Origin of the sequence: Rhizobium sp. CG4, from assembly GCF_023701965.1 — a bacterium.
Classification (GTDB): Bacteria; Pseudomonadota; Alphaproteobacteria; order Rhizobiales; family Rhizobiaceae; genus Agrobacterium.
Genome location: NZ_JABAEG010000016.1, coordinates 1 through 16,593 on the forward strand (window position 1 = coordinate 1; position 16,593 = coordinate 16,593).

At 50.4% G+C, this 16,593-nt stretch carries 13 protein-coding genes; 4 read left to right on the plus strand and 9 right to left on the minus strand.

All coding sequences use genetic code 11. From position 1 onward, the window contains the following. The coding region (locus HGO37_RS26095; RefSeq protein ID WP_250985927.1) for an ISNCY family transposase at positions 1-1,176 on the plus strand (1,176 nt) is incomplete at its 5' end. A 5-nt stretch (positions 1,177-1,181) separates the two neighbouring features. Here the strand turns inward: HGO37_RS26095 and HGO37_RS26100 are convergent. From HGO37_RS26100 to HGO37_RS26125, 6 genes are all read right to left on the minus strand, one after another. Next, complete coding sequence (locus HGO37_RS26100) at positions 1,182-1,919, minus strand: hypothetical protein (protein WP_250985939.1); 738 nt, start codon at positions 1,917-1,919, stop codon at positions 1,182-1,184. Between the two features lie 391 nt (positions 1,920-2,310). Beyond that, a complete protein-coding gene (locus tag HGO37_RS26105) occupies positions 2,311-2,961 on the minus strand; it encodes a thermonuclease family protein (RefSeq protein WP_250985928.1) in 651 nt (216 codons plus the stop codon). Between the two features lie 141 nt (positions 2,962-3,102). Continuing rightward, on the minus strand, positions 3,103-3,642 hold the full coding sequence (locus HGO37_RS26110) for an NUDIX hydrolase (protein ID WP_250985929.1): 540 nt from the start codon (positions 3,640-3,642) through the stop codon (positions 3,103-3,105). A gap of 222 nt (positions 3,643-3,864) precedes the next feature. After that, the gene (locus HGO37_RS26115; protein WP_250985930.1) at positions 3,865-4,146 is read right to left on the minus strand and encodes a hypothetical protein; all 282 of its coding nucleotides are present in this window, start codon (positions 4,144-4,146) and stop codon (positions 3,865-3,867) included. A 250-nt stretch (positions 4,147-4,396) separates the two neighbouring features. Then, positions 4,397-6,067 (minus strand): GIY-YIG nuclease family protein, encoded by a 1,671-nt coding sequence (locus HGO37_RS26610; protein WP_250985931.1) that lies wholly within the window; start codon positions 6,065-6,067, stop codon positions 4,397-4,399. A 103-nt stretch (positions 6,068-6,170) separates the two neighbouring features. Then, a complete protein-coding gene (locus tag HGO37_RS26125; protein WP_250985932.1) occupies positions 6,171-7,085 on the minus strand; it encodes a hypothetical protein in 915 nt (304 codons plus the stop codon). 107 nt (positions 7,086-7,192) lie between these two features. Between HGO37_RS26125 and HGO37_RS26130 the strand changes: the two genes are divergently transcribed. Continuing rightward, a complete protein-coding gene (locus HGO37_RS26130; RefSeq protein ID WP_250985933.1) occupies positions 7,193-7,966 on the plus strand; it encodes a DUF3800 domain-containing protein in 774 nt (257 codons plus the stop codon). A gap of 440 nt (positions 7,967-8,406) precedes the next feature. Here HGO37_RS26130 and repC read toward each other — a convergent pair whose 3' ends face one another. From repC to repA, 3 genes are all read right to left on the minus strand, one after another. Continuing rightward, entirely contained in the window at positions 8,407-9,621 is a 1,215-nt protein-coding gene (gene repC / locus HGO37_RS26135) for a plasmid replication protein RepC (protein ID WP_250985934.1), read from the minus strand. Positions 9,622-9,780: 159 nt separating this feature from the next. Next, positions 9,781-10,830 (minus strand): plasmid partitioning protein RepB, encoded by a 1,050-nt coding sequence (repB, locus tag HGO37_RS26140; protein ID WP_250985935.1) that lies wholly within the window; start codon positions 10,828-10,830, stop codon positions 9,781-9,783. Between the two features lie 3 nt (positions 10,831-10,833). Next, positions 10,834-12,027 (minus strand): plasmid partitioning protein RepA, encoded by a 1,194-nt coding sequence (gene repA, locus HGO37_RS26145; RefSeq protein ID WP_250985936.1) that lies wholly within the window; start codon positions 12,025-12,027, stop codon positions 10,834-10,836. A 551-nt stretch (positions 12,028-12,578) separates the two neighbouring features. On the opposite strand from repA, the gene HGO37_RS26150 reads away from it, so the two are divergent. Together HGO37_RS26150 and HGO37_RS26155 are read left to right on the plus strand one after the other, a co-directional pair. After that, positions 12,579-13,625 (plus strand): hypothetical protein, encoded by a 1,047-nt coding sequence (locus HGO37_RS26150; protein WP_250985937.1) that lies wholly within the window; start codon positions 12,579-12,581, stop codon positions 13,623-13,625. A gap of 890 nt (positions 13,626-14,515) precedes the next feature. Continuing rightward, the gene (locus HGO37_RS26155) at positions 14,516-16,261 is read left to right on the plus strand and encodes a hypothetical protein (protein WP_250985938.1); all 1,746 of its coding nucleotides are present in this window, start codon (positions 14,516-14,518) and stop codon (positions 16,259-16,261) included. The last annotated feature ends 332 nt before the right edge of the window (positions 16,262-16,593 follow it).

Below are 16,593 nucleotides of genomic sequence, written 5' to 3' on the forward strand. Positions count from 1 at the left end.
CGGGATCGCTATCTGGATTTTGGTCCGACACTGGCGCGTGAGAAGCTGATTGAGCTGCACCATATCTCTGTCGCCAAGGAGACGCTGCGACAATGGATGACTGAGGCTGGTATCTGGGTCTCACGCAAAGAACGCAAGAAGCGGGTTTTCCAGCCACGCGGCCGACGTGACTGCTTTGGCGAACTGGTGCAGATCGATGGCTCACATCACTGGTGGTTCGAGAGCCGTGGGCCCAAATGCGCCCTGCTAGTCTATATCGATGACGCGACTGGCAGGCTGCTGCATCTACGCTTTGCTGGCTCGGAGAATACATTCGACTATCTGCATGCGACGAAGGCTTATCTGCAGCAATGGGGCAAGCCGCTGGCCTTCTACAGCGACAAGCACGGCGTTTTCCGCTCGCTGCATGCGTCGAAGAAGGACCGCACCAGCGGACTGACGCAGTTTGGCCGGGCGCTTTATGAGCTAAACATCGACATCATTTGTGCCAACACCCCGCAGGCTAAAGGCCGGGTGGAGCGTGCCAATCAGACGCTGCAGGATCGGTTAGTGAAAGAGATGCGGCTTCGCGGTATCGACACGATTGAAGAAGCCAATGCCTTTGCACCTGAGTTCATTTTAGATTTCAACGCGCGCTTCGGCAAGGAACCGCGCAATCCGAAGGACATGCACAGGCCGTTGGCCGATCACGAGAACCTCGATGGCGCTATGTGCCGCAAGGAAGTCCGCACCCTGTCGCAATCTCTGACACTGCGTTACGACAAGGTGCTGTTCATTCTCGATCCGACCGAGATATCCAGGCCCTTGGCGGGCCAGAAGGTGATCGTGTGCGATTATCCCGACGGCCGGCTCGAGATCATGCACGAGAGCTTTGCCCTGCCCTATAGAACCTTTGACACGTTACGCTCGGTACATCGCGCCGAAGTCGTCGACAACAAGCGACTGGATGACATGCTGTCGCTGGTTGCCGAGATGCAGGCTGGTCGCGAACAGCAGCGCAGCAAGGGCGGACCACGGCGCACCGGGCAGAAAGATCATATGTTCGGCATTCGGGACGGCAGTACGGGTAACGGCTATAAGAAGCGTGGCCGTAAGCCGAGGACAGATTACATGAACGATCCGGCGGTGATTGCACGTCGAGAGAAAGCGTTGGTGAGGCAGCCGGCGGCAGAATAACGATCTCAATGCACGCCGATGTCGCTCTGCGTATCCGATTCCAGTTGCAGGCACGCTGGCCAAAGTGGCGTCTTGTGGAAGGATCCGTCCTGGAGGAGCGTGAGCCCCTCTCGTGCCTCGTAGAGCAGGCCCAGCCAGCACAGGCGCCTCAGCACGCCATATTGGACATCGGATTTCAGCTCCCAGGCTTCTAGGGTCATTTCGGTATCCGACAGATGGGCGAAGTCTGGATTGAGGATTTTTACAATCTGCAATGGCGTGCACCCTTCTCTGGCTTTGATATTGAGAAGATTGAGGAACATGCGCCACCAGCGTAACCGTGCTCGGACCTCCTCTTCCCGTTCGGCGTCGTGGACATAGGAATAGAGATAATCCGTGGCGATCAGATCAAAGAAGGCGTTCGGGTCCAGCAGAAACTCCCGGCCGCGTTTGGTTGGCAGCAGCACATCCTTTTTCCGACGCAACAGCTTCAGATGACGGGTCATGTCCCGCACGACCCAGAGTGGCGGCATGTCGCGTTCATTGCGCACCTTGTGCATGCTGTAGAGATCTTCGGCTGTAAAGTCGGGCCAGAGGAAGTTAACAGCGGCCCAATGCACGAACTTGCGGTTCATGGCGCCGGTTGCCGTCAATCCTATGCCCCCTTCACCGTCAGCATAGGCAACCGAAAGAAGCATGCCGCGAAGAAGTGGTGACAGCGCGGAGACATCGACGTCACCATGCAGCTTGATTTCCGGAAGCATCATGTCGCTTTGATGCAGGTGCAAAACGATTATCTGCTGGCAACGAGATAATTGCTACTGAGGAAGCTAAAGCCGAAGAGGGAGTTCTACCACCCGCCCCTCCCTACCCTTGCGACCCGGCCCAGCCGGTCCGGTCGGGGGCTGATTGTCGGAGCCATTGTCGCATTTCTAACTGGCCGACAGCGTCGCAGCCCTATTCAGCTTTGACATGCATCTTTTGATTGCAACCCACAATAAACTTAATCTTTGATTGATCTTCCCATCTCATCATCGACGGGTGCTGGCCATCCAAGGCGCTTTGCGAAAAGCATACCATTCTGTCCGGACCGTTATCGCAAGTTGGGTAAGAGTGGCCACAAACTTTATCTTTGAGGCTGCACCTTAGTTCGCTCTACTTGCACCAAGGTTCCCGTCGCCCGCTCCAGGTGCGTGCAAGGCCTTCTGACACAAGAATATCGCCAAGAGTGCGACCGTCTCGAACTAGCACACGAAGTTTGCGGCCGTACTTGTCCTGGTCACGCCCTTGCCATGATTGCATTTGGAACGGCCCCATGTTGACCAGTTGCAACAGCCGTGATGTCGCCTTGGCTCCTAGAGCCGCTTCGTATGAACATTTAGGACTGCCAACCTCAGGTGCATCGATGTCAGCAACCCTTATTTTTATCCCCTCATGCCAAAGTGTGTCGCCGTCAACAACATAGTGCGTGCGAACAGATCCAGAGCAATGAGTGTAAGAACGAAAACGCGACTGTGACGCTCCCTGCGGTGTGCTCTTTACCGACTTAACCGACGACAATGGAGTGTCAACCTGCGGTTTCGTCGTCTTTTGCTGAGCATTCACATATGGAACAGGCAATCCATGTCGGTCGGCAAGAATGCTGTACCCTCCACCCAACGTGAAGGCTCCAAACATACTCAAAACGACAATTTTACCAAACGACATGATTGCCCCGCATTCAGTCAAGCCTATCCGCCATACTGTGACTTCATATGAGTTATATCTAATTTTCTTACGAACAATCGGCGAACCAACCTCGAACATTCTACCACAGGTTGCTAGATGAAACGTTTAAGCGTTCGCCTCTGTCCCCACAATATGCATGTCGCAAGATGGACGCTCGCCACATCGTTCACGAGCTTTATTGCGTGGAGACGGGTTTAATAAACTCAGCGATTAATAACCTTAGGCACCACTTGAGGCTGTCGCCAGTACAGGAAGTTTCAAGGCCAGTTTTTTGGAGAGGCTTTTGTCTTGAGAGGTGCGCACCTCCAGTGCCGTAAGCGATGCTAGCAATTCGCCAAGCTCCGGTTCGTCGACGAGTGTCGCCCCCACTGATGGGCGGAACCAAGCTAGGTGCCGTTGTCCCTCTTCCTGAAAATGGGCCGCATTTTTCGTCACTCGCAGGAGATGGACCGACACGCACAACTCGCGTTCTCCATCTTTCAGGTATGAGTAAAAACCGATAGGTTTCTTGCACACCTTTCCTTCAATTCCAGCTTCTTCAAAAGCTTCTCGTTGAGCCGCCCGGTAAGCAGCCTCCTTATGCTCTGTATTGCCCTTGGGTAATATCCACCGGCAGGTATCCCGACTGGTGACAAGCAGTAACTCAAGTTCGCCGTGCGCGGCCAGCCGACAACAGACCGCAGCGGCTTGCTGACAACTCTTGGCTTTCGATTTCCAGCGACCGCCCAATAATTCTTCGATATGCCTGCGAAAATTCATGGCGATCTCTCGAAGCAAAGGGCATGTGCCAATGTGCTAAAATAATACTGTAGGTGGAGTTTCTGACCAACTCGTTAAGTCGGCACGCGCGACAACGAGACGCGGAACTACGTAACTCGATGCCTTAATCGCCGATATCCGGAACAACAGCACTTCGTGAATTATATGAAGATCTCACGTCAGTTGCTCGACGGCTGCAAAATCGTTGCAAACATATCTCAACTAATCGCCGACATGCCCGACGACAATGCGATTTAGCGTGCAGGCCTCGGATAACGCGACATCCCCATTCAAAACTCCAATAACTTCAGTCACCGTCATGGAATGAAGTTCAACACGATAGAGGGTCATGGGTGCCAACCGTTCAACATCCTCAGACACTACGGCCATGATGTCGGCCCGCTGTCTCATTGCAGTCTCGCGACAAAGCTCTTCGCTTGCCGCATAAAACAACAATTCGTCGCTGCCTGGGATAACCTGATACGCCCAGACTGGTGTGTCCATAATCATCCCTCGATCACGCTGAATTCCCCTTATAGGTGCATCATAAACTTACAGCAACCAAAAGAAACGACTTGTGGCGCCAGACACCACATCATCCAACACTCTGGGGGGACGACATAGGGTAAATTGTTGGTCACTCTTCTCGAACGAGGACGGGGGCAATCTATCTAAAGTATTGATGCACGTCGTCATGCTCCTTTCCGACGCTTGGAAAACCATGAAAATAAAAGTGGAGGGCACATCACCTAACTCAGTGCCCAGCGCGCCGTGTTGAGGCTTGATGATTGGCAGCAAGCCTTGCTGCCTCGGACCTATCCAACCACCCGCAGTTCCCAGGTACATAGCCCATTGTCTTGTCGAACCGGACGAACGACATCCCACTTCTAGGAGGTTGGCCTAATTCGTTGATGAATACTTGCGCATCATACCATGCAGGATGAAGGCCGACACCCTCGATAAATTCTTTCGACTTGGGATTTATCACGCCATGTCGGATTCGCGACCACGCTTTGTAGGCGCGGGTCATTATCAAACTTTTTCCCTTCGCAGCGGGCTTTCGAACGTCGATCCGGCCGCTAGAGAGGCGTTTCTTAGCTGCCTCGTAAGAGATGCCCCGAGTCTCTGCCAGATAGATTATTCCGAGTTTGGTACTCGCGAAAGTAATTTTGTCGATGACCACAGGTTTGGCGCCGACACCACCACTGCTTCCCCCCGGACTGATGTTAAAACCGGCCGGTACCAAACTATCATGTTTCTTGATCCAGTTCCGTTCCTTAACCTCGAGATCGATTTTCGTTCTTCCGGTGTCAATACACTCGATGTCGAAGGCATCCGGGCCAAATTTTCGGATCGCAGCATGGAGACCTTCAAGGCTTTTGATCCATCCTGCTTGAGCTTGCTGTTGATGGTAAACCCAGCGCCTCTCAATGGTCTGTACCGTCAGCCCTACATATTTCTTTCCCGTCTCGCGATGCGTGACGAGATAGATAGCGCCATCCTTCAGGCCAGGGTTCGGGATCCGAGTGAAAGCCTCTTCCGGCGCCATGCCGTCCGCCAACCAACGAGCGATCGTCTTCGCGGTTGCCGGAGGCCGAATATGGCGAACTGCGGCGCCGAGATTTGGATAATTGTGTCCGTCGACCGAAACTTCGTTGACCCGTCTGAGGTGGCGGAGCGTCTCCCGTTCAAAGATCCGCTCGTCGGTCATACCAGCCTCACGCCGCTTAAGGGCCCGATAGTAATCGACACCCATCTCCATACACTTCTGCTTGAAGCTATCTGAATGGCCTTCAACGCGACTACACTTGGGGCATCCAGACCCATCAAGGTGATTACCAGCGATCTGCTCGAATGAACCATGGATCTCGCAGACTACTTCGATCTTGGCAGCAATCCCAGTATAAACAATACGATCATAGCCGTAGCGTCCATTGTGTACCTCCATCGCTCGGCTGATGTAGCGCTTATTGAGCTCGTCCTGGGACTTCAATGCACCTCTGGTCGCAACGTCGCCTGTCAAGCTCAACGCCACGCATTTTGCGCAACCGCGATGTCCGCGCATATGGTTGCTGGCAGCTTGTACGAACATTACATCGTGGAAATTACATCGTATTTTGACTGTGTCGGCCGACACGTCTAAATCTTCAGACACGAGGTCATAATTATAGAGATCTCCGTGCCGCTCGCGCGAGCTTGCTATGAATTCTGTTCGAGAGATCTTTTGAGAGGCAAAAAAGCACTTGGCACACCCTGTCCCACTTTTATGGTGACCCGGATTGGTTTCAAATGGGCCATGAGACCTGCAGATCACAGTTATCTTCGTCGCCATGTTTCTATAAACCACCTGAGAATAATCGTATCTTTCGCCGTGGATGGCCTTGAAGAGCGAAATAATTTCATCTCTGGAGAATTTCTTAGGCACGCATCACCAACCTAAACAATTGAAATATCATGACAATATGAAATTTTGCGTTTGCTTTCTCCACGCGGGAGGGGATGCGCACAACGCGCCTGGCAGATTTATCCTATTCGCTAGTGAACGGATTTATCGACCGTGTCTCTGACAAGACCAAGTATTTCTTTAGCAAAAGCTTGTAAGTTGGAATGACGGCACTGCAATCGCGGCTTGAGATCGTTCCTCCATCAAATTCCATGCCTAACGACACTCCTTTCCATACATAGTCCGCCATTTCTCGAGAGATGTTATTTTTTTCGATAACCTTCTGTACCGTTTTTTTTAGATCCAGAAATTCCTTTTCCTGAACTGCGATCCCGGAGTGCAGACAATGCTCAGCAATCATGTAAGCAGCATATCCCATGCTTAGCTCGTTACGAACCAGGCCAACATCTTCGGGAAGATTAAATAGCTCCGCTCTGAACTTTTTAAGGAATTCTATCGGTTCATCATCACCAATTGAACCAGCGTAACCTTCGCCAGCGTCTTCTTCTTCAGATCGCTCAAGTTCACTGATGTAAGCGAAATAGCAGTCCTGCATCATCGTTGCTGCACTCTTTGCATCATCAAGATCCCACGCAGCAATTGCTTGACCCTTAATGCGAACCTCACCACGTCCTGCAGATCCGTCTGACATCGCCGCAACGATGTCATAAGCTATGCCAGGGGGAAGGCTGGCTGTTACACTTCCATCAGTCTCGCGCTGTGTCTCGAAGTTTTGCTTTAAATCAATACCCTCCAACGACAATTGGATGTCGCCAGCCTCTGGAGCAAGTAATCGCCGATATGTTGATTGCAGACGATACGACCCTTGATCGAACAGGAAACTTATCGACATCGGTTGTTTTGGTGTTGACCATGTTAGGTCACACTGATCGCCATTTTTGCGGAAAGCCCAACCAGAAGCGTCCATGATGCTTGCTGCGAGCGTTGTTTGGGAAGCCAATAGGGTGGACGTCAAGAAGGCAATAAAGAATCTAAGCATTCTAGCTCCCATAGTGTTTAAGTTCGACACTACTCATGGCTGAGCTAAAAGTTGGTTTCAAACATTGGTTGTTGTAATATTAAAATTACCGATCAGTCGAAAAAATCATGGAAAACTGGATGCCCGACAGCACTAAGCACCCTCCGGTTCGATCATACATTGATGATAGTATCCACGACCGCGGAAACTTTATTGTATTGACCGCGGTTTGCGCCAAAGAAGAGGACTTGGTCGACGCCATTACAGCCATGGAGGAATGTGGATTTGTTTATGGGCGAGACGAGTTCAAAAGCAGCATGACAATGCACAGCAACGTAAGGGCACAAGATCTCCGAGAAAGATTTCACGGCATCATCAGGCATTGTAAAATTGCAATCGGAATATACCCTTTGAGCGATCGCTCGACACTTTCGGCTCTAGTCGAGAACCTCGTTCAAGCTATTTCGATAAATGACGGCTATAAGTACGGCACGATTTATCTCGATGAAGGTATAAGGTGGCGAACATCCAACGTGATACGAGATTTCGAAGTAGTCCCGAACTGTGACTCCCGGAAGGAAATCGGAATTCAACTTGCCGATTGTTGCGCACACACAATTTCAACTATGCTGCTAGATGAGCTTGGTATTAAAACCAGCATGGTTCCGGCCAGTAGGTATCAAATCGATGATGACGGAATGATTTCGCTCGCCTGGGCGCTATGGGCATCAATCAGATATGGTCTCGCAGGTGGGATTCTTTCTAACGAGTTCGACAACGGTGATTTCTTAGACCCTTACTATAAACCGTTCGGGTTGGTTGTTTCTGACCGTTGCGACGAAGAGGTAAAACGTGCAGCGCAAAACAGATTCGGCAGAGTTTGGCTTGGCTGCATAAGCTAAGCTACCTCAGTACCTTGGTCTGAGGTGTTATATTTAGATATCGATCCCCGTTCTTTCCTTGATTTGCATCTTGATAAAACCTTTTGCCAGTTCCGCCAGTAGCCCAAAGGTGTAGTCCTTCGCTAGCCTAGCCCCCTCTCGTGTCTTTCTCCAAGTCTCTGGATCCCGGATAGTTTCAACAAAGTCGTGGCCACCCAAGTCAGACGGGTCGGTTCGATGTGTTCAAATGTCTCAGAGCCATCGGGGATAACCAGCCCCCGTATCACGATTGCTCCGATAAGAAGTTTCGGATGTTCCGCGATAACTTGTGGTGCAACACCTTCCACCTCAATTAGCAGGATCATTTATCTTTAGGATGTCCATGTCTCTTTTCATAAGTCGATCTCTAATCTACCCCGGATTTACGCCCAACGGAAAGTGACACTAAGGCAATCGTTGTTTCACACCGCCCTCACAGTCGGATGTCCGTTCGTTCGCAGCAGTGCCATAACCATCGGTCCAAGGGAAAACTCGCCACGTTCGGTTCGTCTGGTCAGATGGCGCAGATATCCGCCGGCCGACGAAATGTGCCCTGCCCTCTCCAAAATACAGGCAATCGCAATCGCCGAATTTTCAGGACCCATGGTTTCACAGGCGTCCTGATAAGCGGACGGACTTACCCCGAGCATAGATCTTACGACGACGGCCGCCGACATGAGGTCACGCCAACTTGCGACGGAGCCACCTGGCCCATAGTCGATTATCTGCGGGCATGCCTTTAAGACGACACCAAGAGGAAAGGCCCGAACTGTTTCACTCTTAGGCACGTTGGGTTTCTCCAACTTTGCGCCCTGCTCATTTGCAGAGCTAGGTTCAAGTTCATTGTAGGATTCGGGATTTGAATTCTGTATGTGCTGCCCAATATGAGCAGCATTGGTGCTATTAAATTCTGAATTTGTCTTGAGATCCAACTGATTAAGGACCTCTTCCCGCAAAAGCTCCATTTCATCGAGGGTATTGTTCAAGTCGATGAGTGTCGGTGAACGAGGAATGCGTGCAACGAGCTCGATATAGACAGCTTCAATTGCTGCCCAATTACCGTCAGCCCCCTCCTCTACAGCCGCAGAGATCAGTTTACGTACATCGCGCCGGCAAATGGTGAGGTTCTCTTTGGCCTTGCGAAACTCGGATCGCGCCGCAACCACCTTTTGAGCGATTTGCGCCAATTCTTCTGACCGGGCCAGCAAGGGTGCTAAGTCGAAACCAAAGGCGTTTTCAATCTCTCCCTGGTTGTTCTTTCGCGCATATCGTTTTCCGTTTGCACTGTCCTTTCGAACGATCAGACCGCTTTCGACCAGTATCGCCAGATGGCGCCGAAGCGTTGCCCCTGCCATGCCGTGCGCACGCAGGATCAATTGGGCATTCGATGGGAAGACCACCAACTGCGCATCCTGGCTCAATGTGTTCTCTGGATAGAAACTGAGCAAGGCATCCAAAACAGCGAGGCTGTTGGACTGCAGGCCAAGCTCTTCTCTTGCTTCCGCAACGTCGCGGAAGACTTTCCACTTCTCGACTGACTTACCGGCCTTGATGTCTTTCGCAGCCAACTGCTGCCTCACGAGCGCAAGCGAAGTCGGCCGCCGCCCGAAAGGCGTCGTCACATGTCCTATCTGCATTTTCGTTTCACCTTCTAAAAGGCAAAAGAAATCTACTCACCAAAACGATGCCAAAGACTCTTGACTGTGATTCGTGAAAATGCGATTCTCATTCTTGCTTAGGGAATACGAGAAGGGCTTCCACGACGGAAACGTTTGGGGGCCTTTTTCTTTTGCTGGTCAGTCTCCCGTGTTTCTATTTTCCGATCTCCTGAAACCCTCGTATAGGCGTTCCAACTGAGATGTGATATATCTAGCGAACTTCGGACCATCCGTAGCTTCGAGGGTCAGGACAGCTTTTTTCGCGCCATTTTTGAACGACACAGTCACTGACGCGTCTTCTTCATCCCTCGGAACCCATTCAACCTTCCCTGGCTCAACACGTTTGCTGTTATCGCCAGGTGATAATTTCTGCGCAGCATGCGTGAATGCAATTTGAAAGCGCGCATCACTCGCGTCTGCCAAAGCTTCTTGAGACTGCAGAAGTGCTATGATTGCAGACGTTTTTTCATTATTCAGAAGCTCGGCCAAATCCATCCAACGACGGCGACCTACATCAGGGGCAGATCCGATTGCCTCAATCAATGCGACATCAATTTGTCTCACTACGCTCAACATTTTCGATAGTGCGGCTTTATCAACGCCAAGAGCTGACATGATCACTTCACGAGTGAATGATCGATCCTCTAGCCTCGCAGCAAACAAAGCCCGCTCGATGTACGAAAGATTAGTGCGCGCGTTGTTCTCTTGCCCCTGGCTCACCACCAGTTGTTCATCAGTTAAATCACGAACGACTGCCCTAACCGTGATACCCAGTTGACGAACAGCCGCTAACCGGCGATGACCATAAGCTACTTGATATCGCCCAATTGAATTTGGGTTCGGTCTAACGAGTATTGGCACCTGTTGGCCGTTTTCACGAATTTGCTCAGCGAGCTGAGACAACTCAATTTGATTAATTGCGAGACGATCGCTGACAAAAGATGAGTCAACAATAGAAGTATCAAGCTCGATAATTGTCTGACCTTCTGCAAGCTGTCTTTCAATGCCTTGAGCGCGCTCCATAGTAGAGGTGATGTTGCTCAGAGACTTTGTAATACCTCCAACTGGCCCGTTAGACCTCACCGGCGGTACAAAACCGACTAGGGGTCTCGACTTCGTATTTGATGGATTAGTTGGGGCTGGAGAATCTATCTCAGCGGAAACTCCAATCAAGTTCTTACGGGCCATTGATTACTTCCTTCCCCATACGTTTCGCACCAAGTCTTCTATTTCACCGTTGACGGCCGCTAAAGACTCCATTGCACGATCGTAGGTGCCGCGCGTGAACTGACTTCTCTCAACCTCATACAAGGTCTGTTTCGTTACCCCTGCGTCCGAAATCGCAGTCGACTTTAACATGGGATTTTGAAGCATACGGTTTCCGAAGATTGCCCGCATGAAGCCGGACATCTGAGCCTGTGGTCCATCGTTCGGCTCATAGCGCGTCAATAGATAGCGCATCCAATCGTAGTTGGTGCGCCCACCAGCACGTTCCACGACGCTCATCAATTCACTCGTCATGGAAAGGAACTGCGACATCGACATCACGTCAAGCATCTGAGGATGAACTGTGATCAAAACTGACGTTGCTGCGCACAGGGCTGACATCGTCAGAAAACCAAGCTGAGGCGGGCAATCAATCACCACCACATCGTAAAGGCTTTCGATTTCGCTGAGCGTTTCTCCGATCCGCGCGAAAAACATCGTCGCTGCATTTCCGCCAGCCATGTGACGCGGGGTTTCGTGCTCGAACTCCATTAGTTCGAGGTTTCCGGGAATTATATGAAGGTTAGGAGTGTAAGTTGACCGTACGATTGAAGAAATTGGAAGCGGATCCTCGTACCGAATTGCACCGTGGAGTGTCTCCCCTTCCCCAACATCAAGTTCTGGTTGGTGACCAAACATTGCACTCAATGATGCCTGAGGGTCCAGGTCAATTGCAAGCGTCCGGTATCCACGAAGCGCAAGATACTGTGCGAGGTGCGCCGAGGTTGTAGTCTTTGCCGAGCCACCTTTAAAATTCATCGCCGCTATGACTTGGAGCTTCTCAGTGCCCCGTCTAACCGGAACATACTTTGGCGAACCATTTTTGCTATCCAGCGCGACTCTAATCTGGTCCATATCTGCGGAGCTGTAGAGCCGCCGACCGTTCGACAATGGTTCTGGGACGTTGATCTCTGCGGCGATTTGGCGAAGATATGTTTCACCGATTCCAATTAGTCCCGCGGCTTCACTTGGACTGAATGGACGAATTGTCTTTTGAGCTGTCGGAGGAAATACACGCGCCTGATGCAATTGAAGTTGGCGTTGCAATTCCGCAGCATCCGCCGAGAGTGTCGACGGCAAGTGCTCAACGTCGGTGTTTGATAATACGGCTTGCAGCATTTGAATTCCTCAACAGCGCAGTTTTGACAATTTTGTCTATAATTGCGCAGCCAGCATAATCTCCGATTCGTAAACAATTTACAAATGGGTAACTATGTTGAATGGGATTTAGTTGTCCGCGGACAACTAGGCCTGCAGGCATATCGCGCAGATCACATTCCTTGTCCTTACCACTGTTGTCCGCGGACAACTGGGAAAGTGACCCTTAAAGTCAGCGACACACTTCAGAAAATAGCTCCGACGACCACTTTATGAAAATGTATCCGACATAGGGAAGTTAAGCTGAACAGGCTTCCCCCAAACCATCGAACTAGCGCCGATGCCTTTGCAACGAATGTTACACTGGTCCAGCAATGAGCTCTGATCTACTCGAATAGCGGGACCGCCGTCAGTAGAGCTACCTTGCTTTGGGCAAAGGGAGGCGAAACCCGCTGTGGTCAAGAATACTGAACGGTATAAGATCCAATTCGTCGTACCGCTTGCTAAAAAATCGCGATGGAAAATAATTATTATCCGTATATGGCTTCAGACAAGAAGTGATGGGGGTCGACATGTCCAATCTTTATTCAAAAACGAAAGCTGAAATTGTTCTAGAACTTTTGGCGAGTTACAATACATCGCGCCCATCTGATTCAGAAATCGAGAGTGCAATTCTCGATGTTCAGCGTGAGATTGCCACGCTAGATGGCAAGTTCAATAAGAGACAGCGCGACGCCCAGCATCTATCAGAGCAGGTGTTCCGAAAAGTAATTTATCTCAAAAATGACAATGAGAAATTGAATTATTGCCGCGACCATCTCGCAGTTGCCCGTAACCAATTCGACAGCCTCATCGAAAGAATTCAAGCTGCGGGAAACGGTCGTATACTTTTTGAGAAAACGAAACCCTATTCTGAAATCATTTTGGACTACCTTTTCGACCTAAACGAAATCCTACCCTGGCTCCAGCGCAACGAGCAGGACTGGCGTTTTATCGCCGGCGGGAAAACATCGGATGTGACAAGTTGGCAGGTCTATTTACTAGCCCGAGATTTGTCGCACATTTCGAGCTACGTTGGCACCGGCAACCCGCTGGAACACCGAACCGCTCAGATTGCGTCCATAGTGCTGTTAAGGCAAGCAATGGAACTTCGTTTCCAGCGTCTCGTCTCTGTTTCCATGCTGAGTGACAAATCGAGTGAGCCGCGTTTGAAGCATGACTTCTACTTCGAGTTCATCCGCTCTCGCGGGCACTTCTTCAAACAGCGAAACGTCGTTATTGAGGAACTTTGGCACCTGTACGAGTGGTGCAGCGAGATCGTCCACAAAGCGTATCAGCCGTTTGCTTGGCAAATTTCACTCGCGGTGAAAAGGACCGGTGAACTTTTGAACACACAGTCTGTTGAAAAGAATAAAGCTTGGTCATTGTTTAACGCAATAGAAATTGAGGACGTTGAAGCCATGCAAGCAGATTTCGAAGAACATTTTCTTTCTACCTACGGCCATGGGAACTGGAAGTTTTACCGAAACCAACCCGAGGCACAAATCAAGGGTGGCTGGAAACAATCGATGGAGAAAGTGAGCGTGGACTTCTTAAGTGTAAAGAACCCGAGGAGTTGAACACACGGTGTCGTGGGCCGTCATAAAATGAGAATCTGAACTAGAAAAATCTTGGTGAACCTCGAGTCTAGACTTGGAGGTTGGTACACTGACGCTTTATTACCAAATAATCGTTTCTTCTATAGAGAATGTGGTCGTAGCGCTATATGGTCAATGTCGAACGCGATTCCAGAGTCCGACTTATGGTGTCCGGTGAATGCCACACCGTTTCTCTATCACACCTCGCTCGAGCAAAACCTACTAAAACCGAATGTGGCATGGTCGAGATTACTTACGATTAATAGCAGCAAATAATTGTTGTTTTCCACATAGTGAATACAAGAAATGGGTAAGAAAATTCGCTGCCTTCAGATACCCCGATGCGGCTACCCCCATTTGTCGACTGCGTGATCTGGGTCGTGTGTCGTCGCTCTCCACCCGTCGAAAATATCGAAAGTTGACCTCACTGCAGAGGCTCTAACTCACTCACGTTGCACATCGGGGTTGGCGGTATGGAAGCCTCAGTAAAGATTACCCGGTCTACACGCTCTTTACATGGATCGATTGTGCAAAAGCAGTCGACTTACCTGGAGGAGAAACTACAGGCGCTTCGTTAGAGACTAACCACCGTATCACATTGGTCATTCAACCCTTTCCGCGGTCTACGGTAATAAGTTCGATATGGCGCATTGCTAAAAGCTTGCTACGGAAGAACATACCTTCGACCATTCCACTCATCGCTTAATGCCACGCATGCACACTTGATTGTTTTGACCCGTTGTCGAGCTGACCCCCACGCGCTTCACTTTCAAACCGGGCCCATTTCGATATGCGCCTTATCATTTACCAATATTTTTATCTAAGTATTCAACTGCAATGTAATATCACACAGTTTCATAACCAGAGATTGTATGATGACCTATTTGCAAGAACTAATTCGCGTACTCGAAATTTTGAAGAAGAAGCTCAATAAAGAATTAGAAATCTCTAATCGGCAGGCTCAGAAAAAACCGGGCCGTCTTACAAGCTCCAACGAACTCGCTGCGGTTAATGTGCTCCAACTTGACCAACTCGAATTACTTGAGAAGAAAAAAATGGAAGCCGAGCGGCGGTATCCCAAGGTTGCGGCTGTTCTTTCTGCAGCTCAAACGTGGGGGACTTTTGACTTCGCACGCCAAGTCTTGAGCTCTTTGAGCAAACGTGCCGGGTTTGACGCGGACGAACGTCTCAATTCTTTGCAAGCCGCATGCTCAGGAATTGAGGAGCATAAGCAAAACATCAGTGCATCCGGAATGCTTCCCCGACTAATGACCCGCCAAGAGTTGGACGCCGTTAGTTCACAACTAAATTTGGCCTGCGATCAGCGCAACCGTACTATAAGTGACGCAAGGAAAGCGGTCACACGGTTCAACAAGCTTTGTTCCGAGTTCGAAGGTGCGCTAGACGCCGCTTGCGACTTGAGAGCCACCTCTGGTCCTGGGAAGGTTGCGTTGGATGATAATTACGCGAGACTTATCAGACCGCTTGAACAAACGTTGAAACTCAGGAACTTCGAAGAGGCACTTGAGCTTCTAAAGAGTGTTCCCCTAAGACTACAGCCGACCCTTGAAGGGAAAGCGGCCTTCAAGACGATTGCCGAGAACGTGATAAATAAATGGAAGGATCCCATTCCTCTTGCTCTATTTGCCGAAGAGACAAGAAACCAAGAAGTCGTAGAAACGGCCCTCGCCATTGTCCAACCATTCCTGAGGGCAGGATGGACATCCACAGAGATCGACTGTTTGTTCACCAACCTCTCGCAAATCGGTTCGCTACAACAAGACGTGAATGGCGCGTTGTACTGGATCGGTTCGTCAGCCGAGGAATCTGTTTTGGGATCGGTTCTCGGCGTTGAACTGGAGAGTGACTACAATGACGGGATCATCGCTGCGCTCGGTAAACAAGCGTCGTCTATTGGCAGAGATTTGTTCCGTCACCTTGGATACTCTGCAGCTTTTCCTTTCGAAATAGCAACATTCTCGACCGATCAATACGGGTCAGAGGCCGACGTAGGGGCCGATTTGGGTATAATCCTCTATATGACACTGGAAGACGGAACCACGTTGATACGTGGCGCACTTTTGCAGGGCAAGCGGGCAGTCGGCACACAGGCTAACCTTTACCGGGAAAGCAGTCGTCTCGGCAAAAATCACCAGATTATTGCTCTCACTTCCGCGGCCGTAATCGGTTATTATGCTTTCTATCACTCTCCTGCTGATAAGGTCGGCATAAGTATCCTGGACGCGCGTACGGCGCGATCAGAAATATTAAAATCACAACCAAGTGGGACAAAACTTTCGGATTGCACTAAGCAACAGTGTGTGGTGTCCACAGTCGCAGGTACTCACGACTTTGCCACTTTCTTCGCCTTCACGCTGATGAACGAGATCCATGCTTTCAACACTTTGAAGGATGCTATGAGCGAGATGGGTAAACGTCGTTTTGGTTTCGCAGTTGAGGAAGGAATGGACAAGACATATCGTTTAGCAGGCCGTCTCACCCTCGTTGCAGTCGGAGGCCCATTGCCGGAGCTCGAAGAAAGTTTTCTGCGAGACTTAGGTTTTGAGGAGAGCCGGGAACGCGCACGTTATAAAGCCGGGTTAGGGCCCAGATCATAACGACAGATGAACGTCGACGGAGAACATCGGCTTGCGGCTCGCTTGTATCATCGATAAGAAAAACTTATCGATGGTAGATACACCAACTGTTAACCATGCCCACTGGCGAACATTAAAAGACATATAGCATTCGTTTAACAAATCATTTACCATGATTTCAATGGTTTACGATCTCGCCAAATTTCCCATCCACACCCTGCTGAAAGTAAGCGGGGCTAATCCGGTGGCAATGGCGAGAAAATCTGCAGTTTCGGGGCGCGCGCGCTGGCAGGATCGGCTGCTGAGAGGGCAAGGTGGTCGTCAGAGACGCGCCGCAACCAGGGAGGCGAGCG